14 protein-coding genes are annotated in these 17166 nt (G+C 71.3%); 3 read left to right on the forward strand and 11 right to left on the reverse strand.

Annotated features, from left to right (window positions below; all coding sequences use genetic code 11):
* Positions 1–188 precede the first annotated feature (188 nt).
* A complete protein-coding gene (locus EDM22_RS13260; protein WP_122937563.1) occupies positions 189–566 on the forward strand; it encodes a DUF2255 family protein in 378 nt (125 codons plus the stop codon).
* A 28-nt stretch (positions 567–594) separates the two neighbouring features.
* Here EDM22_RS13260 and EDM22_RS13265 read toward each other — a convergent pair whose 3' ends face one another.
* Genes EDM22_RS13265 through EDM22_RS13285 form a run of 5 tightly spaced genes read right to left on the reverse strand, consistent with a single transcriptional unit; the run spans position 595 to position 8109 of the window.
* The gene (locus tag EDM22_RS13265) at positions 595–1353 is read right to left on the reverse strand and encodes an SDR family NAD(P)-dependent oxidoreductase (RefSeq protein ID WP_122937564.1); all 759 of its coding nucleotides are present in this window, start codon (positions 1351–1353) and stop codon (positions 595–597) included.
* Positions 1343–2782 carry an ATP-NAD kinase family protein gene (locus EDM22_RS13270; protein WP_212591951.1) on the reverse strand — a complete coding sequence of 480 codons (1440 nt, stop codon included), beginning with the start codon at positions 2780–2782 and terminating at the stop codon, positions 1343–1345. The genes EDM22_RS13265 and EDM22_RS13270 overlap by 11 nt, the downstream gene beginning before the upstream one ends.
* Positions 2766–4385, reverse strand: a complete 1620-nt coding sequence (gcvPB, locus tag EDM22_RS13275) for an aminomethyl-transferring glycine dehydrogenase subunit GcvPB (protein ID WP_122937566.1) — start codon at positions 4383–4385, stop codon at positions 2766–2768. Before gcvPB ends, EDM22_RS13270 begins: the two co-directional genes overlap by 17 nt.
* Positions 4382–5860 carry an aminomethyl-transferring glycine dehydrogenase subunit GcvPA gene (gene gcvPA, locus EDM22_RS13280; protein WP_122937567.1) on the reverse strand — a complete coding sequence of 493 codons (1479 nt, stop codon included), beginning with the start codon at positions 5858–5860 and terminating at the stop codon, positions 4382–4384. Before gcvPA ends, gcvPB begins: the two co-directional genes overlap by 4 nt.
* An 8-nt stretch (positions 5861–5868) precedes the next feature.
* Positions 5869–8109 carry a beta-galactosidase gene (locus tag EDM22_RS13285; protein ID WP_122937568.1) on the reverse strand — a complete coding sequence of 747 codons (2241 nt, stop codon included), beginning with the start codon at positions 8107–8109 and terminating at the stop codon, positions 5869–5871.
* 132 nt (positions 8110–8241) lie between these two features.
* Here EDM22_RS13285 and EDM22_RS13290 point away from each other — a divergent pair, with 132 nt between their 5' ends.
* Both EDM22_RS13290 and EDM22_RS13295 read left to right on the forward strand, forming a co-directional pair.
* Positions 8242–8898, forward strand: coding sequence for a GntR family transcriptional regulator (locus EDM22_RS13290; RefSeq protein ID WP_122937569.1), 657 nt, complete (start codon positions 8242–8244; stop codon positions 8896–8898).
* Positions 8899–9068: 170 nt separating this feature from the next.
* The gene (locus EDM22_RS13295; RefSeq protein ID WP_122937570.1) at positions 9069–9383 is read left to right on the forward strand and encodes a GIY-YIG nuclease family protein; all 315 of its coding nucleotides are present in this window, start codon (positions 9069–9071) and stop codon (positions 9381–9383) included.
* 348 nt (positions 9384–9731) lie between these two features.
* Here EDM22_RS13295 and EDM22_RS13300 read toward each other — a convergent pair whose 3' ends face one another.
* The 6 genes from EDM22_RS13300 to EDM22_RS13325 form a co-directional block, all read right to left on the reverse strand.
* Complete coding sequence (locus EDM22_RS13300; RefSeq protein WP_245989369.1) at positions 9732–10583, reverse strand: carbohydrate ABC transporter permease; 852 nt, start codon at positions 10581–10583, stop codon at positions 9732–9734.
* Positions 10580–11503, reverse strand: coding sequence for a carbohydrate ABC transporter permease (locus EDM22_RS13305; protein WP_245989371.1), 924 nt, complete (start codon positions 11501–11503; stop codon positions 10580–10582). The genes EDM22_RS13300 and EDM22_RS13305 overlap by 4 nt, the downstream gene beginning before the upstream one ends.
* 2 nt (positions 11504–11505) lie before the next feature.
* Positions 11506–12813, reverse strand: a complete 1308-nt coding sequence (locus tag EDM22_RS13310) for an ABC transporter substrate-binding protein (RefSeq protein WP_122937571.1) — start codon at positions 12811–12813, stop codon at positions 11506–11508.
* 232 nt (positions 12814–13045) lie between these two features.
* Positions 13046–15187, reverse strand: coding sequence for an MGH1-like glycoside hydrolase domain-containing protein (locus EDM22_RS13315; protein ID WP_138708089.1), 2142 nt, complete (start codon positions 15185–15187; stop codon positions 13046–13048).
* Positions 15184–16119 (reverse strand): carbohydrate ABC transporter permease, encoded by a 936-nt coding sequence (locus EDM22_RS13320; RefSeq protein WP_122937573.1) that lies wholly within the window; start codon positions 16117–16119, stop codon positions 15184–15186. The genes EDM22_RS13315 and EDM22_RS13320 overlap by 4 nt, the downstream gene beginning before the upstream one ends.
* Entirely contained in the window at positions 16116–17072 is a 957-nt protein-coding gene (locus tag EDM22_RS13325; protein WP_122937579.1) for a carbohydrate ABC transporter permease, read from the reverse strand. The genes EDM22_RS13320 and EDM22_RS13325 overlap by 4 nt, the downstream gene beginning before the upstream one ends.
* Positions 17073–17166: the final 94 nt, after the last annotated feature.

The following is a 17166-nucleotide window of genomic DNA, read 5'->3' on the forward strand; positions in this document are numbered from 1 at the left end:
AGAGGGAGGACCTGCCGGTACACGGAACGACAGGCACTCCCTCATCGCACGCGAGCGGCGTTGACTCGAGGTCCGCCCGGGCCCCGCAGCGTCGCCGCCTCGACGACCGGGAGCCGCCGCGACGGGCGGTCGGGCCATTGCCGCCTGGACCTGCGCCCGCCAGAATCGACCCAGCGAGAGGACCGGCCATGACCACGTGGACCACCGACGAACTCACCCGCATCGGCGGGGCGACCGAACTGAAGATCGCGTCGCGGCGCACCGACGGATCGTTGCGACCGTACGTGACCATCTGGATCGTGCGCGCCGGCGACGACCTGTACGTGCGCTCCGCGTACGGCCCCGGCAACCCGTGGTTCGTGCGCGCGCGGCGGAGCGGGAGCGGACGCATCCGGGCCGGCGGGGTCGAGCGCGACGTCACCTTCGCGGAGCCCGCCGCCGACGCGCACGCCGCGATCGACGCGGCCTACCACGCGAAGTACGACCGCTACGGGGCGAACATCGTGGGCACGGTCGTCGGGCCGCAGGTCGTGGCGACGACGATCCGGCTGGTGCCGGCCGACTGAGCCCGTCGCCGCCGCGCCGCTCCTCGCCTCAGGCGATGCCGCCGCCGTCGACGACGAGCGCCGACCCCGTCACGTAGCTCGACTCGTCGCTTGCGAGCCACACCACGGCGGCCGCGACCTCGCGGGGCTCGCCCATGCGGCGCAGCGGACGATCGGCCGCCTCGGCGAGGAACGCGTCGGCGTCCTGCGCGAGCTGGCGCGCCTCGTCGCGCAGCATCCCCGTGTTGACGTCGCCCGGGTTGACCGAGTTGACGCGGATGCCCTGCGGGCCGTGGTCGATCGCGAGCGCCCGGGTCATGTTCACCACGGCACCCTTCGACGCGCAGTACGAGATCGCCCGGCCGCCGCCCTTGAGCCCCCACCCCGAGCCGGTGTTCACGATCGAGCCGCCGCCCGCCGCGGCCATGATCGGCACCACGTGCTTGCACATGAGGAAGATCGAGCGCACGTTCACGCCGAACACGCGGTCCCACTCCTCGACGGTCGTCTCGACCGCGGTCGTGCGACGGATGATGCCCGCGTTGTTGAAGACGACGTTGACGCCGCCGAGTTCGGCGACGGTCGTCGCGACGGTGCGTTCGATGTCGGCCTCGTCCGAGACATCCGCCGCCACTGCGATCGCCGTGCCGCCCGCGGCGCGGATCTCCGCCGCGACCGCCTCGGCGGCCTCGCCGTTCAGGTCGACGACCGCGACCGCGGCCCCCTCGGCGGCGAGTGCGATGGCGGTGGCGCGGCCGATGCCGCCCGCTCCGCCCGTGACGATCGCCTGCTTGTGCTCAAGGCGCATGGCCTTCTCCTTCGTGTTCGGGTGCGTGGACTGGGTAGAGACTGGTGGATGCCGGGCCGGTGACGACCCGGATGAATCCGGCGAGGCCGGCGTCGACGTCGCGGTCGCCCGTGTCGACGAGCAGCGGACGTCCGCCGAGGTCGATGAGCTTCTGCTCGGGCGCGACGACGAGGAGCGGATCGGCGCCGAGCTCGCCGACGACCCGCGCCGAGAGCTGCTGGTTGCCGCGGCCGAGCAGGAACCCCTGGCCGCCGATGATCGACACGACCGCCTTGGCGGGGCCGCGCCGCACCTCGTCGAGCAGCTGCTGCTCGGAGGCGCCGGCGAGCACGAGCTCGCCGTCGAGCACGACGTCGACGCCGAGGGGCGTCTTCGCGACGCCGAGTTCGCGCGCGAGCTCCGCCATCGTGCCGCCCGGGCCGAGCAGGTAGCGGATGCCGCGCTCCATCCGGTCTGCGGCACCGTGCGCCGCGGCGCGCACCGCCGCGTGCTCGCCGGCGGACGTGGCGGACTTGCGCGCCTGCGTGCGCCCCGGGCGGTCCGGTACCCGGAGCATGCCGTAGAGGCGCGGCTCGACCCGGGCACGGCGAAGCGCGGCCTCGTCGACGTCGAGCACCTCGCGGAGCTGCGTGGGCAGGGAGCCCTCGGTGAGCCAGGCCGCCGCGAGGGCGCCAGCGGCGCTCGGGCTCACGGCGAACGCGGGCGAGTACATCTTGACCCCGGCGGGGATGCCGAGCGCCGCCACCTCGCCGGTCGAGCAGCGAGCGCCAGCGAGCGTATCGAGACCACCACCCTCCAGATCTCGATACACGCTCCGCGCCACTCGATCGACGGAAGCCTCGCCGGTCGAGTAGCGAGCGCCAGCGAGCGTATCGAGACCACCACCCTCCAGATCTCGATACGCGCTCCGCGCTACTCGATCGACGGAAGCCTCGCCGGTCGAGTAGCGAGCGCCAGCGAGCGTATCGAGACCCTCCACTTCGTCGCCAGGGGTCTCGATACGCGTCGCCTCCGGCGGCGCTGCTCGACCGGCGAGGGCGAGGCCCGTCGCGACATCCCGTGCCGTGCCGTCGCCGCCCGCGAACAGCACGAGTGTCGCGCCGGCTGCCGCGAGCGCCCGCGCCGCTGCGGCAGTGTCCGCGGCCGACGTCGGCTCGCCCGACTGCGCCACCACGACCGGCTCGAGACCGGCCGCGCGCACCGCGTGCTCCCCCATCGCGCCGGCGACGGTGAGCACGCGCGCGTTCGGATGCGACGCGGCCACCACGGCGAGCGCCGCCGACGCGCGCTCGTCGGCCCGGGAACGAGCACCCCGCTCCCGCGCGAGACGCTGCACGTCGGCGCCGTCGCTGCCGGCGAGGCCGGCGGGACCGCCGACCCCGGCGACGGGGTTCACGATGAGTCCGAGCACGTCAGGCCGCGACCTCATCCGCCGCAGCATCGCCGGAGCCGGCACCGCCGACGGCGCCCGCACCGAAGTACTTGCGCCGGTACGCCCGCCACGTGATCGCCCAGCGCTCGGGGTCGTCGAGATCGTCGTGGTGCGTGTGGTGCACGGTCTGGCGGTGCGGCGCGGAGCGCACGGTCTCGGGCTCCTCCCGCGCCTCGCGGGCGATCTCGGCGAGGACCGCCGCGTACTCGTCGAGCTCGGCCATCGAGTACGACTCGGTGGGCTCGAGCGTGAACGGCTGCGGCACGACATACGGGTGGTGGCTCGTCCAGTAGTGCATGCCGAAGTCGCTCGCGCGCACGCCGATCTCCTCGGACGTGATGCCCGTCTCCTCGAACAGCTCCTGCCACGAGTACCGCACCTGCTCGATCCGGCGCCGGCCCGTGGCGTAGGGCGCCGACGCGCCGGGGATCTCGAGCACCTTCGTCATCAGGTAGTTGTTGTTGAGCACCGCGGTCTCGGCGACGGCCCGGAGGCCCTCGGCGCCGAGCGCCATGATCCACGCGTAGGCGCGCACGATGTTCGGCACGACGCCGAAGAACGGCCCGACCGACCCGATCGAGCGCTCACCGGCCTCGCGCACGACGAAGCGGTCGCCCTCGCGCTCGACGCGCGGGCCCGGCAGGAACGGGGCGAGCGCTTCGCTCACGGCGTTGGCGCCGGTGCCCGGGCCGCCACTGCCGTGCGGCGTGCCGAAGGTCTTGTGGATGTTGAAGTGGCAGACGTCGAAGCCCGCGTCCCGCGCCCGGGTGATGCCGAGGATGCCGTTGGCGTTCGCCTGGTCGTACGAGGCGAGGGCGCCGACGGCGTGCGCGGCATCCACCCACTCGGTGATCGCCGGGTTGTAGATGCCGGTGTCCTCGGGGTTGGTGACCATGATCGCGGCGGTGCGCGGCGACAGCGCCGCCCTGAGCGCGGCGAGGTCGGGGTACCCGTCGGGGTCCGGATGCAGCGTGATCACCTCGTAGCCGGCGGCCTTCGCCGCGGCGGCGTTCGACGGGTGGCTGAAGATCGTGGTGATGACCTCGCGGCGCTGCGCGCCCTCGCCGTTCGCCTCGTGGAACGCGCGGATCATGGCGATGTTGGCCCAGATGGCGGCGGAGCCGCCCTGCGTGTGCAGCGACACCCGGTCCATGCCCGAGATCTCGGCCAGCATCCGCTCGGTCTGCCAGATGATCTCGAGCACGCCCTGCGCGTCGTCGGGGTCCTGCAGCGGATGCAGCGCGGTGAGGTCCGGCGTCGCGATGAGCTGGTCGTTCACCTTCGGGGCGTACTTCATCGTGCACGTGCCCTGCCCGACGTCGACGTTGAGGTCGGCGCCGAGGTTCTCCTGCGAGAGCCGGAGGTAGTGCTTGAGTACGCGCATCTGCCCGAGCTCGGGCAGCGCGGGCGGCGCGGAACGGCGCAGGCCGTCGGGCAGGTCGCCGACGACATCGCCGACGGCGGCGCGCACCCCCGGTTCGACCGGGGTGACGAGCACGCCGCGCTCGCCCGGCGTGGACAGCTCGAAGATGATCGGCTCGTCCCAGCGGGCCTGGTGGAACCGGCGGAGAGCGGGCTTCGGTGCGACGGGGAGGCTCATGCGTACTGCTCCTGGCTGGTGGGGGTGGTTCGTCGGTCGAGTAGGGCGGAGCCCGTATCAAGACCCGCCGTTCGCCGGTCGACCAGGGCGGAGCCCGAATCGAGACCAGCCCGGTCGACGAGCCCCCCGACTGCCGCGACCAGCCGGTCGATGTCCCGCTGGCTCGTCATCTCGGTCACGCACACGAGCAGCTCGTGCTCGCCCAGGGGCACGCCCGGCTCGATGCCCTGCGCCCGAAGCGCCGCGACGACGGAGCCGGCCGTGAGCGCGGCATCCGACAGATCGATCGTGAACTCGCGCAGGTGCAGTGCGCCATCGCCGAGCGCCACGCCGGGGATCGCGGCGAGCGCCTGCTGCGCGTACCGCGTGCGGGCGAGCAGCACCTCGCCGAGGTCCCGCATGCCCTGCGGTCCCATGAGCGCGAGGTACACGCCGGCCGCGATGCCCCAGAGGGCGGCCGCGGTGCCGACCCATTCCTTGCCCTCCTCGCGCAGCGCGAACGAGGTGCGGTCGTAGGCGACGTCGCCGAACCCGAACTCGCCGGGCACGTCGGTGGTCGCGAGGCCGAAGAGCCGCGACGGCATCTCCATCACGAACCGGGCGTCGTCGTGCACGGCGATGAACCCGCCGTGGGCGCCGCCGAACCACTGGTGCAGGCCGAGCGATTGGATGTCGCCGCACACGATGTCGGCGCCCTGCTCGGCGGGCGGGGTGAGCACGCCGTAGCCGATCGGGTCGGTGCCCACGACGAGCACGGCGCCGACGGCGTGGGCGGCATCCGCGAGTTCCTGCAGGCGCGCCTCGACGGCACCCGTGCGGCTCGGCGTCTCGACCCAGACGGCCGCGACGTCGTCGCCGAGCCGCGCGGCGACGGCCGCGACATCCGCCGTGGCGTCGACCGTGGCGACGAACTCGAGGTCGAGGTGCACGCGCACGTAGTCGCGCACCTTCGAGAGCTTCGCGGGCAGCACGTCGCTCGCGACGAGCACGCGACGGCGGCCGGTCATGCGACCCGCCATCGACAGTGAGGTCGCGGTCGCCTGGAAGCCGTCGTAGGTGGGCACGTTCACGACGTCCATGGCGAGCAGTTCGGCCATGAGCGACTGGTACTGGAACAGCGCTTGGAACCGACCGTGGTCCTCGTACGGCTCACCCGCGTACGCGGTGAGGAACTCGCTGCGGCCGATGACCTCGTCGACGACCGCGGGCACGTAGTGGTGGTAGGTGCCCGCGCCGAGGAAGCTGAGCTTCTCGTGGGTCGACACGTTCTTCGCGAGCAGCGCGGTGACGTGCCGCGCGAGGTCCTGCTCGGCGACGAGCGGCTCGGGCAGGTCGAGCGGCCGGCCGAGTCGCAGGGCCTCGGGCACGTCGGCGTAGAACTCGTCGACGGATGCCGCGCCCACGGCTGCGAGCATCGCGGCGCGTGTCTCGGGGGCGGTGTTGGGGATGTACGGGTGCACGAACGGTTCGGTCATGTGGGCCTTCAGTCGGTGGAGCGGGAGTCGGTGGGCTCGGAGAGCGTGATGAACGGGGCGGCGCCGGCTCGCGGGGTCGCGAGCACGGCAGCGCCGAAGCGCGGCAGGGTCAGGCGATCGCCGGTGCGGATGCCGCCGAGCAGGTCGTGGGCACCCTCGGGCACGTCGACCGTGAGCTCGCCGCGGCCGTGGTTGAGCACGAAGGTGTAATCGGTCGTGTCGTCGCTGCGTGTGACGGCCTCGAGGTGGATGTCGGTGCGCGCTCGGGCGGGGAGGCCGACGTCGGCCAGCACCTCGCGGAACAGGGCGATCATGCCGTCGGGTTCGAGCACGCAGCTCACGTACCAGGCGGCGCCGTCGCCACGGGGACGGCGGGTGATCGCGGCTCGGCCGTCGAGCTCGCCACTGGCGTAATGGGCGACCGCATCGGTTCCGTCGTGGAGTTCGATCCACTCGCCCCAGACGGGGTTCGCGTACTCGCCCCCATCGTCGGTCGAGTCGGCGCGCAGCGCCGTATCGAGACCCTCACCGCCGGTCGAGTAGGCGCGCAGCGCCGTATCGAGACCCTCCTCGCCGGTGGATGGGTCTCGATACGCGCTCCGCGCTACTCGACCGGCGGCTGAATACGCACTCCGCGCTCCTCGACCGGCGAACCGCACGTGCTCGGCGACACCGTCGGGCACCGGCCACTGCTCGTCGACCTCGACGCCGAGCAGCTCGCGCAGCGGTCCGGGCGCACCGCCGTCGTGCACCTTCTCGGTGGCGTCGACCACACCCGAGAACGGACCGACGACGACCCGGCCGCCGCGAGCGGCGAAGTCCGCGAGCCCGGCCGCCTGCGCGGCATCCGCGATGTAGAGGTTCGGCACCACGACGAGGTCGTAGCCGTCGAGCGGTCCGGTCGCGCGCACCGTGTCGACCGTCTGGCCGAGTGCGTGCAGGGCGGCATGCCACGCCCGAGCCTGCTCGAGCCAGCCCAGCCGCTGCGACGGCAGCGACTCGGCGGCCGACGTGCCCCACCACGAGTCCCAGTCGACGACGAGCGCGACGCGAGCACGCACGCGGGTGCCGCGCACGGGGGCGAGGCGCTGCAGCTCGGCGCCGAACGCCTTGGTCTCCTGGAAGGTGCGGGATGCCTCGCCGCGGTGCCCGAGCATCGCGGAGTGGAACTTCTCCTGCCCGTACTTCGCCTGGCGCCACTGGAAGAACATCGCGCCGTCGGACCCGTGGGCGATGGCCTGCAGGCTGTCCAGCCGCATCCGCCCCGGTGCCTTCGGCACGTTGACGTCGCGCCAGCTCACGGCGCTCGCGGCCTGCTCGAGCAGGAGCCACGGCTGACCCGCCTTGAGCGAGCGCATCAGGCCGTAGTTGAGTGCGGCGGGAACGTGCGCCCGCGGATCGGCCGGATCGGGGTAGGCGTCGTCGGTCACCAGGTCCTCGGCCTCGGCGAACCGCCAGTAGTCGAGGTCGCGGAGGAGGCTCATGAAGTTGGTCGTCACGGCGATCTCGGGCGTCACCGCGCGTAGCACGTCGACCTCGATGCGGAAGAGCTCGAGCAGCGCGTCGGACGAGAAGCGCTCGAAGTCGAGGAGCTGCGTGGGGTTGATGGGGCCCGTCGCTCGGCGCGGGGGTTCGATGTGCTCCCACGTGGTGTAGCGCTGTCCCCAGACGTTCACGCCCCAGGCCTCGTTGAGGCCGTCGAGGTCGCCGTAGCGCGCTTCGAGCCAGCGACGGAAATGAGCGGCCGACTCGGGGCACCAGCAGCGCGACACGTGGTCGCCGTACTCGTTCGAGACGTGCCAGAGCGCGAGCGCGGGGTGGTCGCCGTACCGCTCGGCCATCGCTCGGGCCATGCGGGCGACGTGCTCGCGCCACACCGGGGAGCTCGGGCAGTACGCCTGCCGCGAGCCGAACTCGAGCCGCCGCCCCTCGGCGTCGCACGGGAGCATCTCGGGGTGGCTGCGGATGAGCCACGACGGGGGCGTGGCCGTGGCCGTCGCGAGGTCGATCCGGATGCCGGCATCCCACAGCACGTCGATGACGCGGTCGAGCCACCCCCAGTCGTACTCGCCGGGCCGCGGTTCGAGCTGCGGCCACGAGAAGACCGGAAGGCTCACGAGGTTGACGCCGGCCTCGCGCATGAGGCGGGCGTCCTCCTGCCAGGTCGCCTCGGGCCACTGGTCGGGGTTGTAGTCGCCGCCGTAGGCGAGTGCGTCGAGCCGGATCTGGCGCGTCGTCGCGTCGGTCACTCCGGTTCCTTTCGGGTGGGACTGTACAGGCGTTGCGTGCGCACTGTATTCTGTATACACACACCGTAAGCCGCAAGCCGGGACGGGTCAAGCCCTAGGCTTACCGCGACGGCAGCCGGGTCTGGAGGGCAGATGGCGATCGAACGCAAGAACCTGCGTTCGCAGGTGCGCGAGGAGCTGCTCGCGCGCATGCGCAATGGTCTGGTGCGACCCGGCGAGGGCATCAACGAGGTGCAGCTCGCCGCCGAGCTCGGCGTCAGCCGCACGCCCCTGCGCGAGGCCCTCATCGCCCTCGAGAGCGAGGGCCAGATCTCGAGCGAGAACGGCAAGGGCTTCCGCTTCGTGCCGCTCAGCGCGAGGGAGTTCGAGGAGCTCGCGCCGGTCATGGCCACCCTCGAGAGCCTCGCGCTCGAACTGAGCCCCCTCGATGAACTCCGTTCCATCGGCACGCGACTGACCCGGCTCTCCGCCGACTTCGACCAGGAGGTCGTCGAGCACGCCCTCGTCGTCACGAAGGACGACGAGTGGCACGGCATCATGCTGTCGGCCTGCCCCAACCAGCGACTGCTCGACGTCATCGCGAGCGTGCGCGGCGCCTTCCACCGCTACGAGTCGCTGCTCGTGCCGAACGACGTCATGATCGAGCGCGTGGCGGCCGAGCACGCCGAGATCGCGCGCCATCTCGCCGACGGCGATGTGGCCGCGGCATCCGTCGCCCTGAAGGCGAACTGGATGAACGGGATGCAGCGCATCCTCGACAACGCCTCGAGCGCCTACTTCACCGCCTGACCGCCGCCGCCGGTCGAGTAGCGCACCCCGCCGGTCGAGTAGCGCGCAGCGCGTATCGAGACCCCGGACCATCCGAGACACTCCTCCTTCACAGGGCGGAGTCCGCGATTCGATCGCGCCCGGCGTCTCGCCCCAGCGGGGTCGCTCCCGTTCGATGCGACCCTCGACAAATGCCCTACCTCTACCTCCTCCGCTGCGCCGACGGATCCTTCTACGTCGGCAGCACCATCGATCTCGGGCGCCGTGTCGCGCAGCACTCGCGCGGCGAGGGCGCCGAGTACACGCGCCGACGCCTCCCCGTCCGGCTGGTCTTCGCCCACGAGTTCGAGCGCATCGATCAGGCCTACGCCGCCGAGAAGCAGGTGCAGGGCTGGGGTCGAGCGAAGCGGATCGCGCTGATCGAGGGCCGGTTCGACCTGCTGCCGGCGCTGGCGCGGAAGGCGTTCCCGAAGAAGGCGGCGGCGGAACCGCCGTCGGTCGAGTAGGCCCGCCAGGGCCGTATCGAGACCCCCTTCGCCGGTCGAGTAGGCCCGCCAGGGCCGAATCGAGACCCCCTTCGCGTCGAGTAGGCCCGCCAGGGCCGTATCGAGACCCCGCTGATCGATGTGGTCTCGATACGCGCTCCGCGCTACTCGACCGGCGAAGGGGGTCTCGATACGCGCTTCGCGCTACTCGACCGACGAGAGGTCTCGATACGCGCTTCGCGCTACTCGACCGGCGAAGGGGGTCTCGATACGCGCTCCGCGCTACTCGACCGGCGAAGGGGGTCTCGATACGCGCTTCGCGCTACTCGACCGACGGCCGCTCCGCGCTACTCGACCGAACGGGCCGCGTCATCCCTTCACTGCGCCGCCGAGCAGGCCCGACACGAACTGCTTCTGGAACACGAGGAAGAGCAGCATGAGCGGGAGCGTCGCGAGCAGCGACCCGAGCATGAGGCCCGAGTAGTCGACCCGCGACATCCCGATCATCGTGTTGAGCGCGACGGGCACCGTGTACTTGTCCTCGGTGTTGAGCATGAGCAGCGGCCAGATGAACGCGTTCCACTGGCTGATGAACGTGTAGATCACGAGCGCGGCGATCTGCGGCCGGGCCACCGGCAGCACGATGCGGTAGAAGGTGCGGAACTCGTTCGCCCCGTCGATGCGCGCCGCCTCGATGAGCGACACCGGGAAGTCGAGGAACCCCTGCCGCATGAGGAAGATGCCGAACGCGTTCGCGAGGAACGGCAGCACCACGGCCTGGTAGGTGTCGATCCATCCGGCGCTCGCCATCATCTGGAAGAGCGGAACGAGCAGCACCTGCATCGGGATCATCATCGTCACGAGCACGAGGCCCAGCAGCAGCCCGCGCCCGCGGAACCGGTACGTTGCGAGCCCGTACCCGCACATGATGCTCACGATCGACGAGAACACGGTGTAGATCACGGCGATCACGAGGCTGTTCAGCATCACCCCGCTGAAGTCCACCGACTCCTGCAGGCGGGCGAGGTTGACCCAGAGCTCGCCGCCGGGCAGCACCGGCAGGGGCGTTCCGAAGAGATCGGATGTCGCGTGCGTCGACGCGATGGCCATCCACGCGAACGGCACCACCGCGAGCACGCTCGCGATCACGAGCACGACGTAGACGGGGGCGCGAAGGATGCCGCGGCGCATGCCCGCGGCGACGGAGGCGGTCGTGCTCACGGCTTCTCCCTCATGAGTCGGAACTGGATGACTGCGATGATCGCGGTGAGCACCACGAGCAGCCACGCGATGGCCGACGCGTAGCCGAAGTCGAACTGCCGGAAGCCCACCTTGTAGAGGTAGAGCACCGGCGTGAGCGTCGCGTCGTTGGGGCCGCCCTCGGTGAGGATCCAGTTCTCGTCGAAGAGCTGCAGCGCGCCGATCGTCGAGGTGACGGTCGTGAAGATGAGCACCGGACGCAGCTGCGGGATGACGACCCTCGTGAAGACCTGCCACCTGCCGGCGCCGTCGATGCGCGCCGCCTCGTACAACTCGGCCGGGATCGACTGGAGGCCCGCGAGGATGATGACCATGTTGTAGCCCGTCCAGCGCCAGGTGATCGCGGCGATGAGCGCGACGCGCGCCCACCACTCGTCGTTCAGCCAGTCGATCGGCGCGACCCCGGCGAGCGCGAGCAGCTGGTTGACCGCGCCCCCGTCGGTCGCCAGCATCACGCGGAACACGACGGCGTACGCGACGAGCGTCGTGACCGCCGGGAGGAAGGTGAGCAGCCGGAACCCGGAGCGGAACCGCAGCCACGACTGGTTGAGCAGGTACGCGAGGCCCACGGCGAGCCCGATCATGAGCGGCACCTGGATGACGAGCAGGATCCCCGCGTTCGCGAGGCTCTTGCCGATGAGCGGGTCCTCGAAGAGCCGCGCGTACTGCTCGAGCCCGACCCAGGTGCTCACGCCGCCCGAGGTGGCGAAGAAGCTCTGCCAGAGCGATGAGGCGAGCGGGTACGTGAAGAACACCGCGAGCAGGAGTGCGGCCGGCAGCACGAACCACGCGCCGGGGCGCTGGAGCCGCTGCCCCAGCGCCCGGCGGCGCGTCGTCGTCGCCCGGCTCCGCTCGCGCACCGCGAGGGACGTGGCGACCACGGCTACTCGGCGATCTCGCGGCCGGTCGCGGTCGCGATCTGCTCCGCGGCATCCTGCAGCGCGGTCGCCGGGTCGGCGCCGTTGAGCACGGCCGCGACCACGGCGTTCGCGACGATGTCGCTCGCCTCGGCGTTGTCGGTCGTGAACGTGATCGGCGGGATGTTCGCGGTCTGCTCGGCGAAGAGTTCGTACACGGGCTCGCCGCCGAAGTACTCCTGCGGCTCCTGGAAGTACGGGTCGGCGAGGGCGGGCAGGTACGACGGGAACAGGCCCTCGTTCGCCATCATCGACACCTGGTTCTCGGTGTCGGCGAGCGCGTACTCCACGAACGCGGCGGCGAGGTCGGGGTTCTTCGCCTGGGCGGGCACGGCGAGCCCGGAGCCACCCGAGTTCGAGGTGCGAGCACCGTCGGCGTCGAAGCCCGGCAGCTCGGTGACGCCGTACCTCCCCGACAGTTCGGGTGCGTCGCCGAGCAGGGTGCCGATCCACCAGACCGCCTCGGGCGTGACCGCCGAGTCGCCGTCCTTCGCCGAGGTGACCCGGCCGTCCCAGCCCTTGACGTTCTTGAGGAGGCCGCGCTCGTTCATCGTCTGCAGGAGCGTGAGCGCCTCGACCGCCTCGGGCGAGGTGATCGTGATGTCTCCGGATGCGTCGAAGAGGCCCTGGCCCTGCTGCTGCAGCAGCAACTGGAAGGCGCCGCCGCTCGCGACGTCGAGCGAGAGCAGCGTGTGGCCGGTGGCCTGCTTGATGGTCTCGCCGGCGGCCAGCAGGTCGTCCCACGTCTCGATGCTCGCCGGGTCGACCCCCGCCTCCTCGAAGTAGTCGGTGCGGAAGAAGAGCCCGACCGTGCCCGAGTCCCACGGCGCGACCTTGAGCGCGCCGTCGGCGTCGGACTGCGCCGACCACTTGAACGGGTCGAAGTCGGCCTCGGCGTCGCCGAGCACCGGCGTGAGGTCGACGAGTCCGGTGGGGAACTCGTTGATGTACCCGGGGGCGCGGTCGGTCTCGATCGTCACGACGTCGGGCAGCCCGCTGCCGGCCTGCAGTCCCACCGAGAGCTTGTCGTAGGCGTTGTCGTATCCGACGTCGACGACGTTCACCGTCGTGCCGGGGTGGTCGGACTCGAACTGCGCGCCGAGGCGGTCGAGCGCGGTGGCCGCGACATCCCACGACCAGACCGTGATCTCGCCCGAGAGCTCGGCATCCGGGTCGAGCGTGACCGCAGCGGGGGCGCTGCCGCCCATCGCACAGCCCGAGAGCAGGGCGAGTGCGGCGATCGGCACCGCCAGGGGGAGGATGTTGCGTTTCATCGTCGTGACTCCTTCGTCGGTTTGTATTTTGTATACAGTGTGAGAACGGATGCCTCGGCTTGGGGTTCGTCCGCCGGACCCGCCGGTCGAGTAGGCCTGCCCCGCCGGTCGAGTAGGCCCGCCAGGGCCGTATCGAGACCCTCCCGGCGAAGGTCTCGATACGCGCTTCGCGCTACTCGACCGGCGAAGGTCTCGATACGCGCTTCGCGCTACTCGACCGGCGAGCGGAGCGCTACTCGACCGGCGGCGGCGGCGGGGCGCTCAACCCGACCGCGAGGTCGATGAAGAGCGCCGCCGACCAGCCGAAGGCGGTGGTCGCGGTGCGCGCCTTCTCCCCCGTCTCGGGGTTGAAGTACTCGTGCGGCCCACCGCCGTGCAGCACGAGCTGCACCGTGCGCTCGGCGAGCTCGCGGGCACGACCGGGGTGACCGGATGCCGCGAGCCCCTCCACGATGAGCGCGTTCGTGTTGATCCACACGGGGCCGCGCCACATCCGCTCGGCCGAGTAGTCGGGATCGCCGACCGCGACCGTCGGCACCGACCAACGCGCACCGAACCGTCGTTCGTCGTCGAGCGCGGCCACCAGCCGGTCGACGACGCGCTCGGGAAGCCGCCCGGTGAGCAGCGGCATGAGCCCCACGATGGTGTCGCTCGCGACGGGTGCGCCGGCCGCTCGCGCCCGGAACAGCCCCTCGGCGTCGTCCCAGAGCTCGAGCAGCAGCGCAAGCGTCCGCTCGGCGCGTTCCACATGCGGTGCCGCGTCGGCGTCGCCGTATCGCTCGGCGAAGCGTGCGAGCTCGAGGTCCTGCAGTACGAGGTACGCGCCGAGGTCGGGCGACGTCGTCGGCAGCGGTCCGTCGAAGATCGGGCTGTCGTCGAGCCCCGACGAGTACGGGTGCCCGTACTCGGGCATCCCGTCGCCGTCGAGATCCGAGCCCGCGAACCACCAGTCCTGCGAGCGGCGGATGACGCGCAGCTGCTCCCGCGCCCAGTCGTCGACAGGTTCGACCTCGAGCACCTTGCGCAGCGCCCAGGCCGCGAGGGGCGGCTTCGTGAGCGGCACGGGCGCATCGGGATCCGCGATCGCGCTGCCCGCGCGGCGCAGGTTCTCGCGGTCACCCGCGGGCAGGTCGTCGCTCGTGGCAAGCACGCCGAGCTCATGCACGACGTCGGGCAGCTGCCCGTCGGCGCTCGGGAAGCGGAAGGCGAGCTCGAGCTGCTCGCGTGCGAGCGCGGGGTCGCCGTGCCGCAGACCGACCGCGATGAAGTACGCGTCCCACTGCCACAGGCCCACGTAGCCGATCTTCGACGGCACGACCGCGCGCGCGCCGGCGAGCGCCGGCAGCTCGACGATGTTGGCGCCGAGCACCCACCAGCAGAACGCCGTCATCGGCTGCAGGTCGTCGCGCACGATCGGGCAGCGCGCGAACCAGTCGAGCCAGAGCTCCTCGCTCGTCGCGACATCGTGGGCATGGGTGACGGATGCCGCGTGCCGCACGCCGCGGTCGGCCACGATGTCGAGCCGCACGGCGGGGGCATTCGCGCTGAGCACGACGCGCGTCGCCACCCCGTCGGGCGCCGTCCACTCGACGGTCACGTCGCCGGTCGAGGAGCGACCCTCGCCGGTCGAGTAGCGCAGCGTATCGAGACCCCCCGCCCCGCCGGTCGAGTAGCGCAGCGTATCGAGACCCTCCGCCCCGCCGGTCGAGTAGCGAAGCGTATCGAGACCCTCCGCCCCGCCGGTCGAGTAGCGAAGCGTATCGAGACCCTCCGCCCCGCCGGTCGAGTAGCGCAGCGTATCGAGACCCTCGTCGGCGCTGGTCTCGATACGGCGCTGCGCGCCTACTCGACCGACGGGAGAGGTCTCGATACGGCGCTGCGCGCCTACTCGACCGACGGTCAGAGCCCCTGGACCGGCGAACGCCAGAGTCACCGCGCCATCGCCGAACTCGATGACATGCGGCAGCACCTCCGTCACGGGCAGCGCCGACCCGTCGGGCCCGCGCACCACGAGCGACTCGAGCACCACGCAGTCGTCGAGCGAGCGCTCGTACTCCGAGGTGTGCACGCGCAGGCCGTCGCCGTGCCGGAACACGAGCACGCGCGAGCGCGGCAGCGTGAACGGGGCGCGCACGAGGTCGAGGTGCTCGCCCGCGAGCACGGCGAGCGCCGCGGCATCCGGTGCCTCGCCCGCCGAGGTGCGAAGCGTATCGAGACCCTCGCCGGTCGAGTAGCGCAGCGTATCGAGGCCTTCGCGCGCCGCTTCAGGGGTCTCGATACGGCGCTGCGCGCCTACTCGACCGGCGGACGGATGCGCGCCTACTCGACCGGCGGACGGCTGCGCGCCGACTCGACCGGCGGATGCGGCGCTCATCGGCCGCCCAGCCCCGACGCCGCCATGCTGTTGAGGATGCGCCGCTGCCCGATGACGAACGCGATGAGCATCGGGATCGTCGCCATCGCCGACGCCGCCATCACGAGGCCGTAGTTGATCGATCCGAACTGCCCGCGGAAGCTCGAGAGCAGGAGCGGCACGGTGAAGAGGTCGGGCGAGTTCAGCAGCACGAGGGGGAACAGGAAGCTGTTCCACACGTCGAGCGCCACGATGATGCTCAGCGCGCCGAGGCCCGGCTTGAGGTTCGGCAGGATGATGCTCCAGAACGTGCGCCAGCGTCCGGCGCCGTCGACGAGCGCCGCCTCCTCGAGCTCCTTCGGCAGCGACAGCACGAACTGCCGCATGAGGAACACCGCGAACGGGTTCACGAGCATCGCGGGCACGATGAGCGCGAGGTGCGAGTCCACCCACCCGAACCGGCTCATGAGCAGGTAGAACGGGATGAGCGTGACCTGCTTCGGGATCATCTGCGTCGCGAGGAACACGATAAACAGCACCCGGCTGCCGCGGAAGCGGATGCGCGCGAACGCGTAGCCCGCCATCGACGCCGTGAGCAGGGTGCCCGCCACGGCGAGCACGCAGATGTAGATGCTGTTCGCGTAGGCCTGCGCGAAGGGCACGGCGTTCCACGCGTCGACGTAGTTGTCGACGGTCCACGGCGCCGGCCAGAAGCTCATCGGGTCCTGCAGCAGCTGCGGCAGCGTCTTGAACGACGTGATGAGCATCCACACGAACGGGAACACCATCGCGACGCCCGCGATGACGAGCGCGACGTGCAGGGCGACGGATGCCGCCGAGCGCCGGCTGCGGCCGGATCCGGGCGTCGGCACTGGACGGCGGTGGCCCGGGCGGCCGGCGCGCTCGAGGTCGGGACGCCCCACGAGCGTGGTCTCGATGTCTGCGGCGGTCATGCTGCCCCGTCCTCGTAGTGCACGAACTTCTTCTGCACGCCGAACTGGATCGCCGTGATCACGAGCGTCAGCACGAGCAGGATCACGGAGGCGGCGCTCGACGGCCCGAACTCGAACCGCCCGAAGCCCAGGTCGTAGATGTGGTACACGATCGTGCGCGTCGCGTTGTCGGGTCCCGCGTCGGCCGTGAGCACGAATACGGTGTCGAACGTCTGCAGCGACGAGATGAACGCCACGATCGACGAGAAGAACACGATCGGCGAGAGCAGCGGCATCCGGATGCTGCGGAACAGCCGCCACGCGCCGGCGCCGTCGATGCGGGCCGCCTCGATCACCGACGGCGAGATGTTCTGCAGGCCGGCGAGGAAGATGATGACGTTGAGGCCGAGCGACGACCAGATCGACACGATGCACACCGCGAGGAGCGCGAGCGCGGGATCGCCGAGCCAGTCGGGCGGCGCGACGCCGAACACGGTCGCGATGGTCGTGCTGAGCACGCCGTCGACGCGGAACATCTGCTGCCAGATCATCGCGACGGCGACGGTGCTCGTCACGACAGGGGCGAAGAAGAGGATGAGGTAGAGCGTGCGGGTCTTCAGTTTCTCGAGCGCGACCGCGATGAGGACCGCGAGCCCGAGGCCGACGGGCACGGTGATGAGCGCGATGAGCAGGGTGTTCACGATCGAGCGCAGCAGCAGCTCGTCCTGCAGCTGCGCGGTGAAGTTCTCGAAGCCGACCCAGGTGAGCTCGGTGAGGCCGTCCCACGAGGTGAACGCGAGCACGAGGCTCGCGACGAACGGCAGCAGCACGAACACCGCCATGCCGATGAGCTGCGGCGCGACGAACACGTAGCCCCAGCGACGGTCGCGCCGACGCCAGGCCGCCTCGGGACGTCGCGAGTCGGGGGCACCCCGGCCGGCCGCCGACCGCGCCGCGCGGTCGCCTCGCGGCATGCGCGAGGCTCCCGACGTTCCGGGCACGGATGCCGCAGGGCGCGCGGGCGGCGCGACCGGGGTGCCGGTCGCGCCGCCCGTGGTGATGACCATG

Origin of the sequence: Agromyces tardus (genome assembly GCF_003710805.1) — a bacterium.
In the GTDB taxonomy this organism is placed as follows: domain Bacteria; phylum Actinomycetota; class Actinomycetes; order Actinomycetales; family Microbacteriaceae; genus Agromyces; species Agromyces tardus.

What these genes read in the sequence shown, in the direction of transcription:
- EDM22_RS13260 (WP_122937563.1), top strand. Translation starts at nt 189, where the DNA reads ATGACCACGTGGACCACCGACGAACTCACCCGCATCGGCGGGGCGACC.
- EDM22_RS13265 (WP_122937564.1), bottom strand. Translation starts at nt 1,353, where the DNA reads ATGCGCCTTGAGCACAAGCAGGCGATCGTCACGGGCGGAGCGGGCGGC.
- EDM22_RS13270 (WP_212591951.1), bottom strand. Translation starts at nt 2,782, where the DNA reads ATGAGGTCGCGGCCTGACGTGCTCGGACTCATCGTGAACCCCGTCGCC.
- gcvPB (WP_122937566.1), bottom strand. Translation starts at nt 4,385, where the DNA reads ATGAGCCTCCCCGTCGCACCGAAGCCCGCTCTCCGCCGGTTCCACCAG.
- gcvPA (WP_122937567.1), bottom strand. Translation starts at nt 5,860, where the DNA reads ATGACCGAACCGTTCGTGCACCCGTACATCCCCAACACCGCCCCCGAG.
- EDM22_RS13290 (WP_122937569.1), top strand. Translation starts at nt 8,242, where the DNA reads ATGGCGATCGAACGCAAGAACCTGCGTTCGCAGGTGCGCGAGGAGCTG.
- EDM22_RS13295 (WP_122937570.1), top strand. Translation starts at nt 9,069, where the DNA reads ATGCCCTACCTCTACCTCCTCCGCTGCGCCGACGGATCCTTCTACGTC.
- EDM22_RS13310 (WP_122937571.1), bottom strand. Translation starts at nt 12,813, where the DNA reads ATGAAACGCAACATCCTCCCCCTGGCGGTGCCGATCGCCGCACTCGCC.
- EDM22_RS13315 (WP_138708089.1), bottom strand. Translation starts at nt 15,187, where the DNA reads ATGAGCGCCGCATCCGCCGGTCGAGTCGGCGCGCAGCCGTCCGCCGGT.
- EDM22_RS13320 (WP_122937573.1), bottom strand. Translation starts at nt 16,119, where the DNA reads ATGACCGCCGCAGACATCGAGACCACGCTCGTGGGGCGTCCCGACCTC.
- EDM22_RS13325 (WP_122937579.1), bottom strand. Translation starts at nt 17,072, where the DNA reads ATGCCGCGAGGCGACCGCGCGGCGCGGTCGGCGGCCGGCCGGGGTGCC.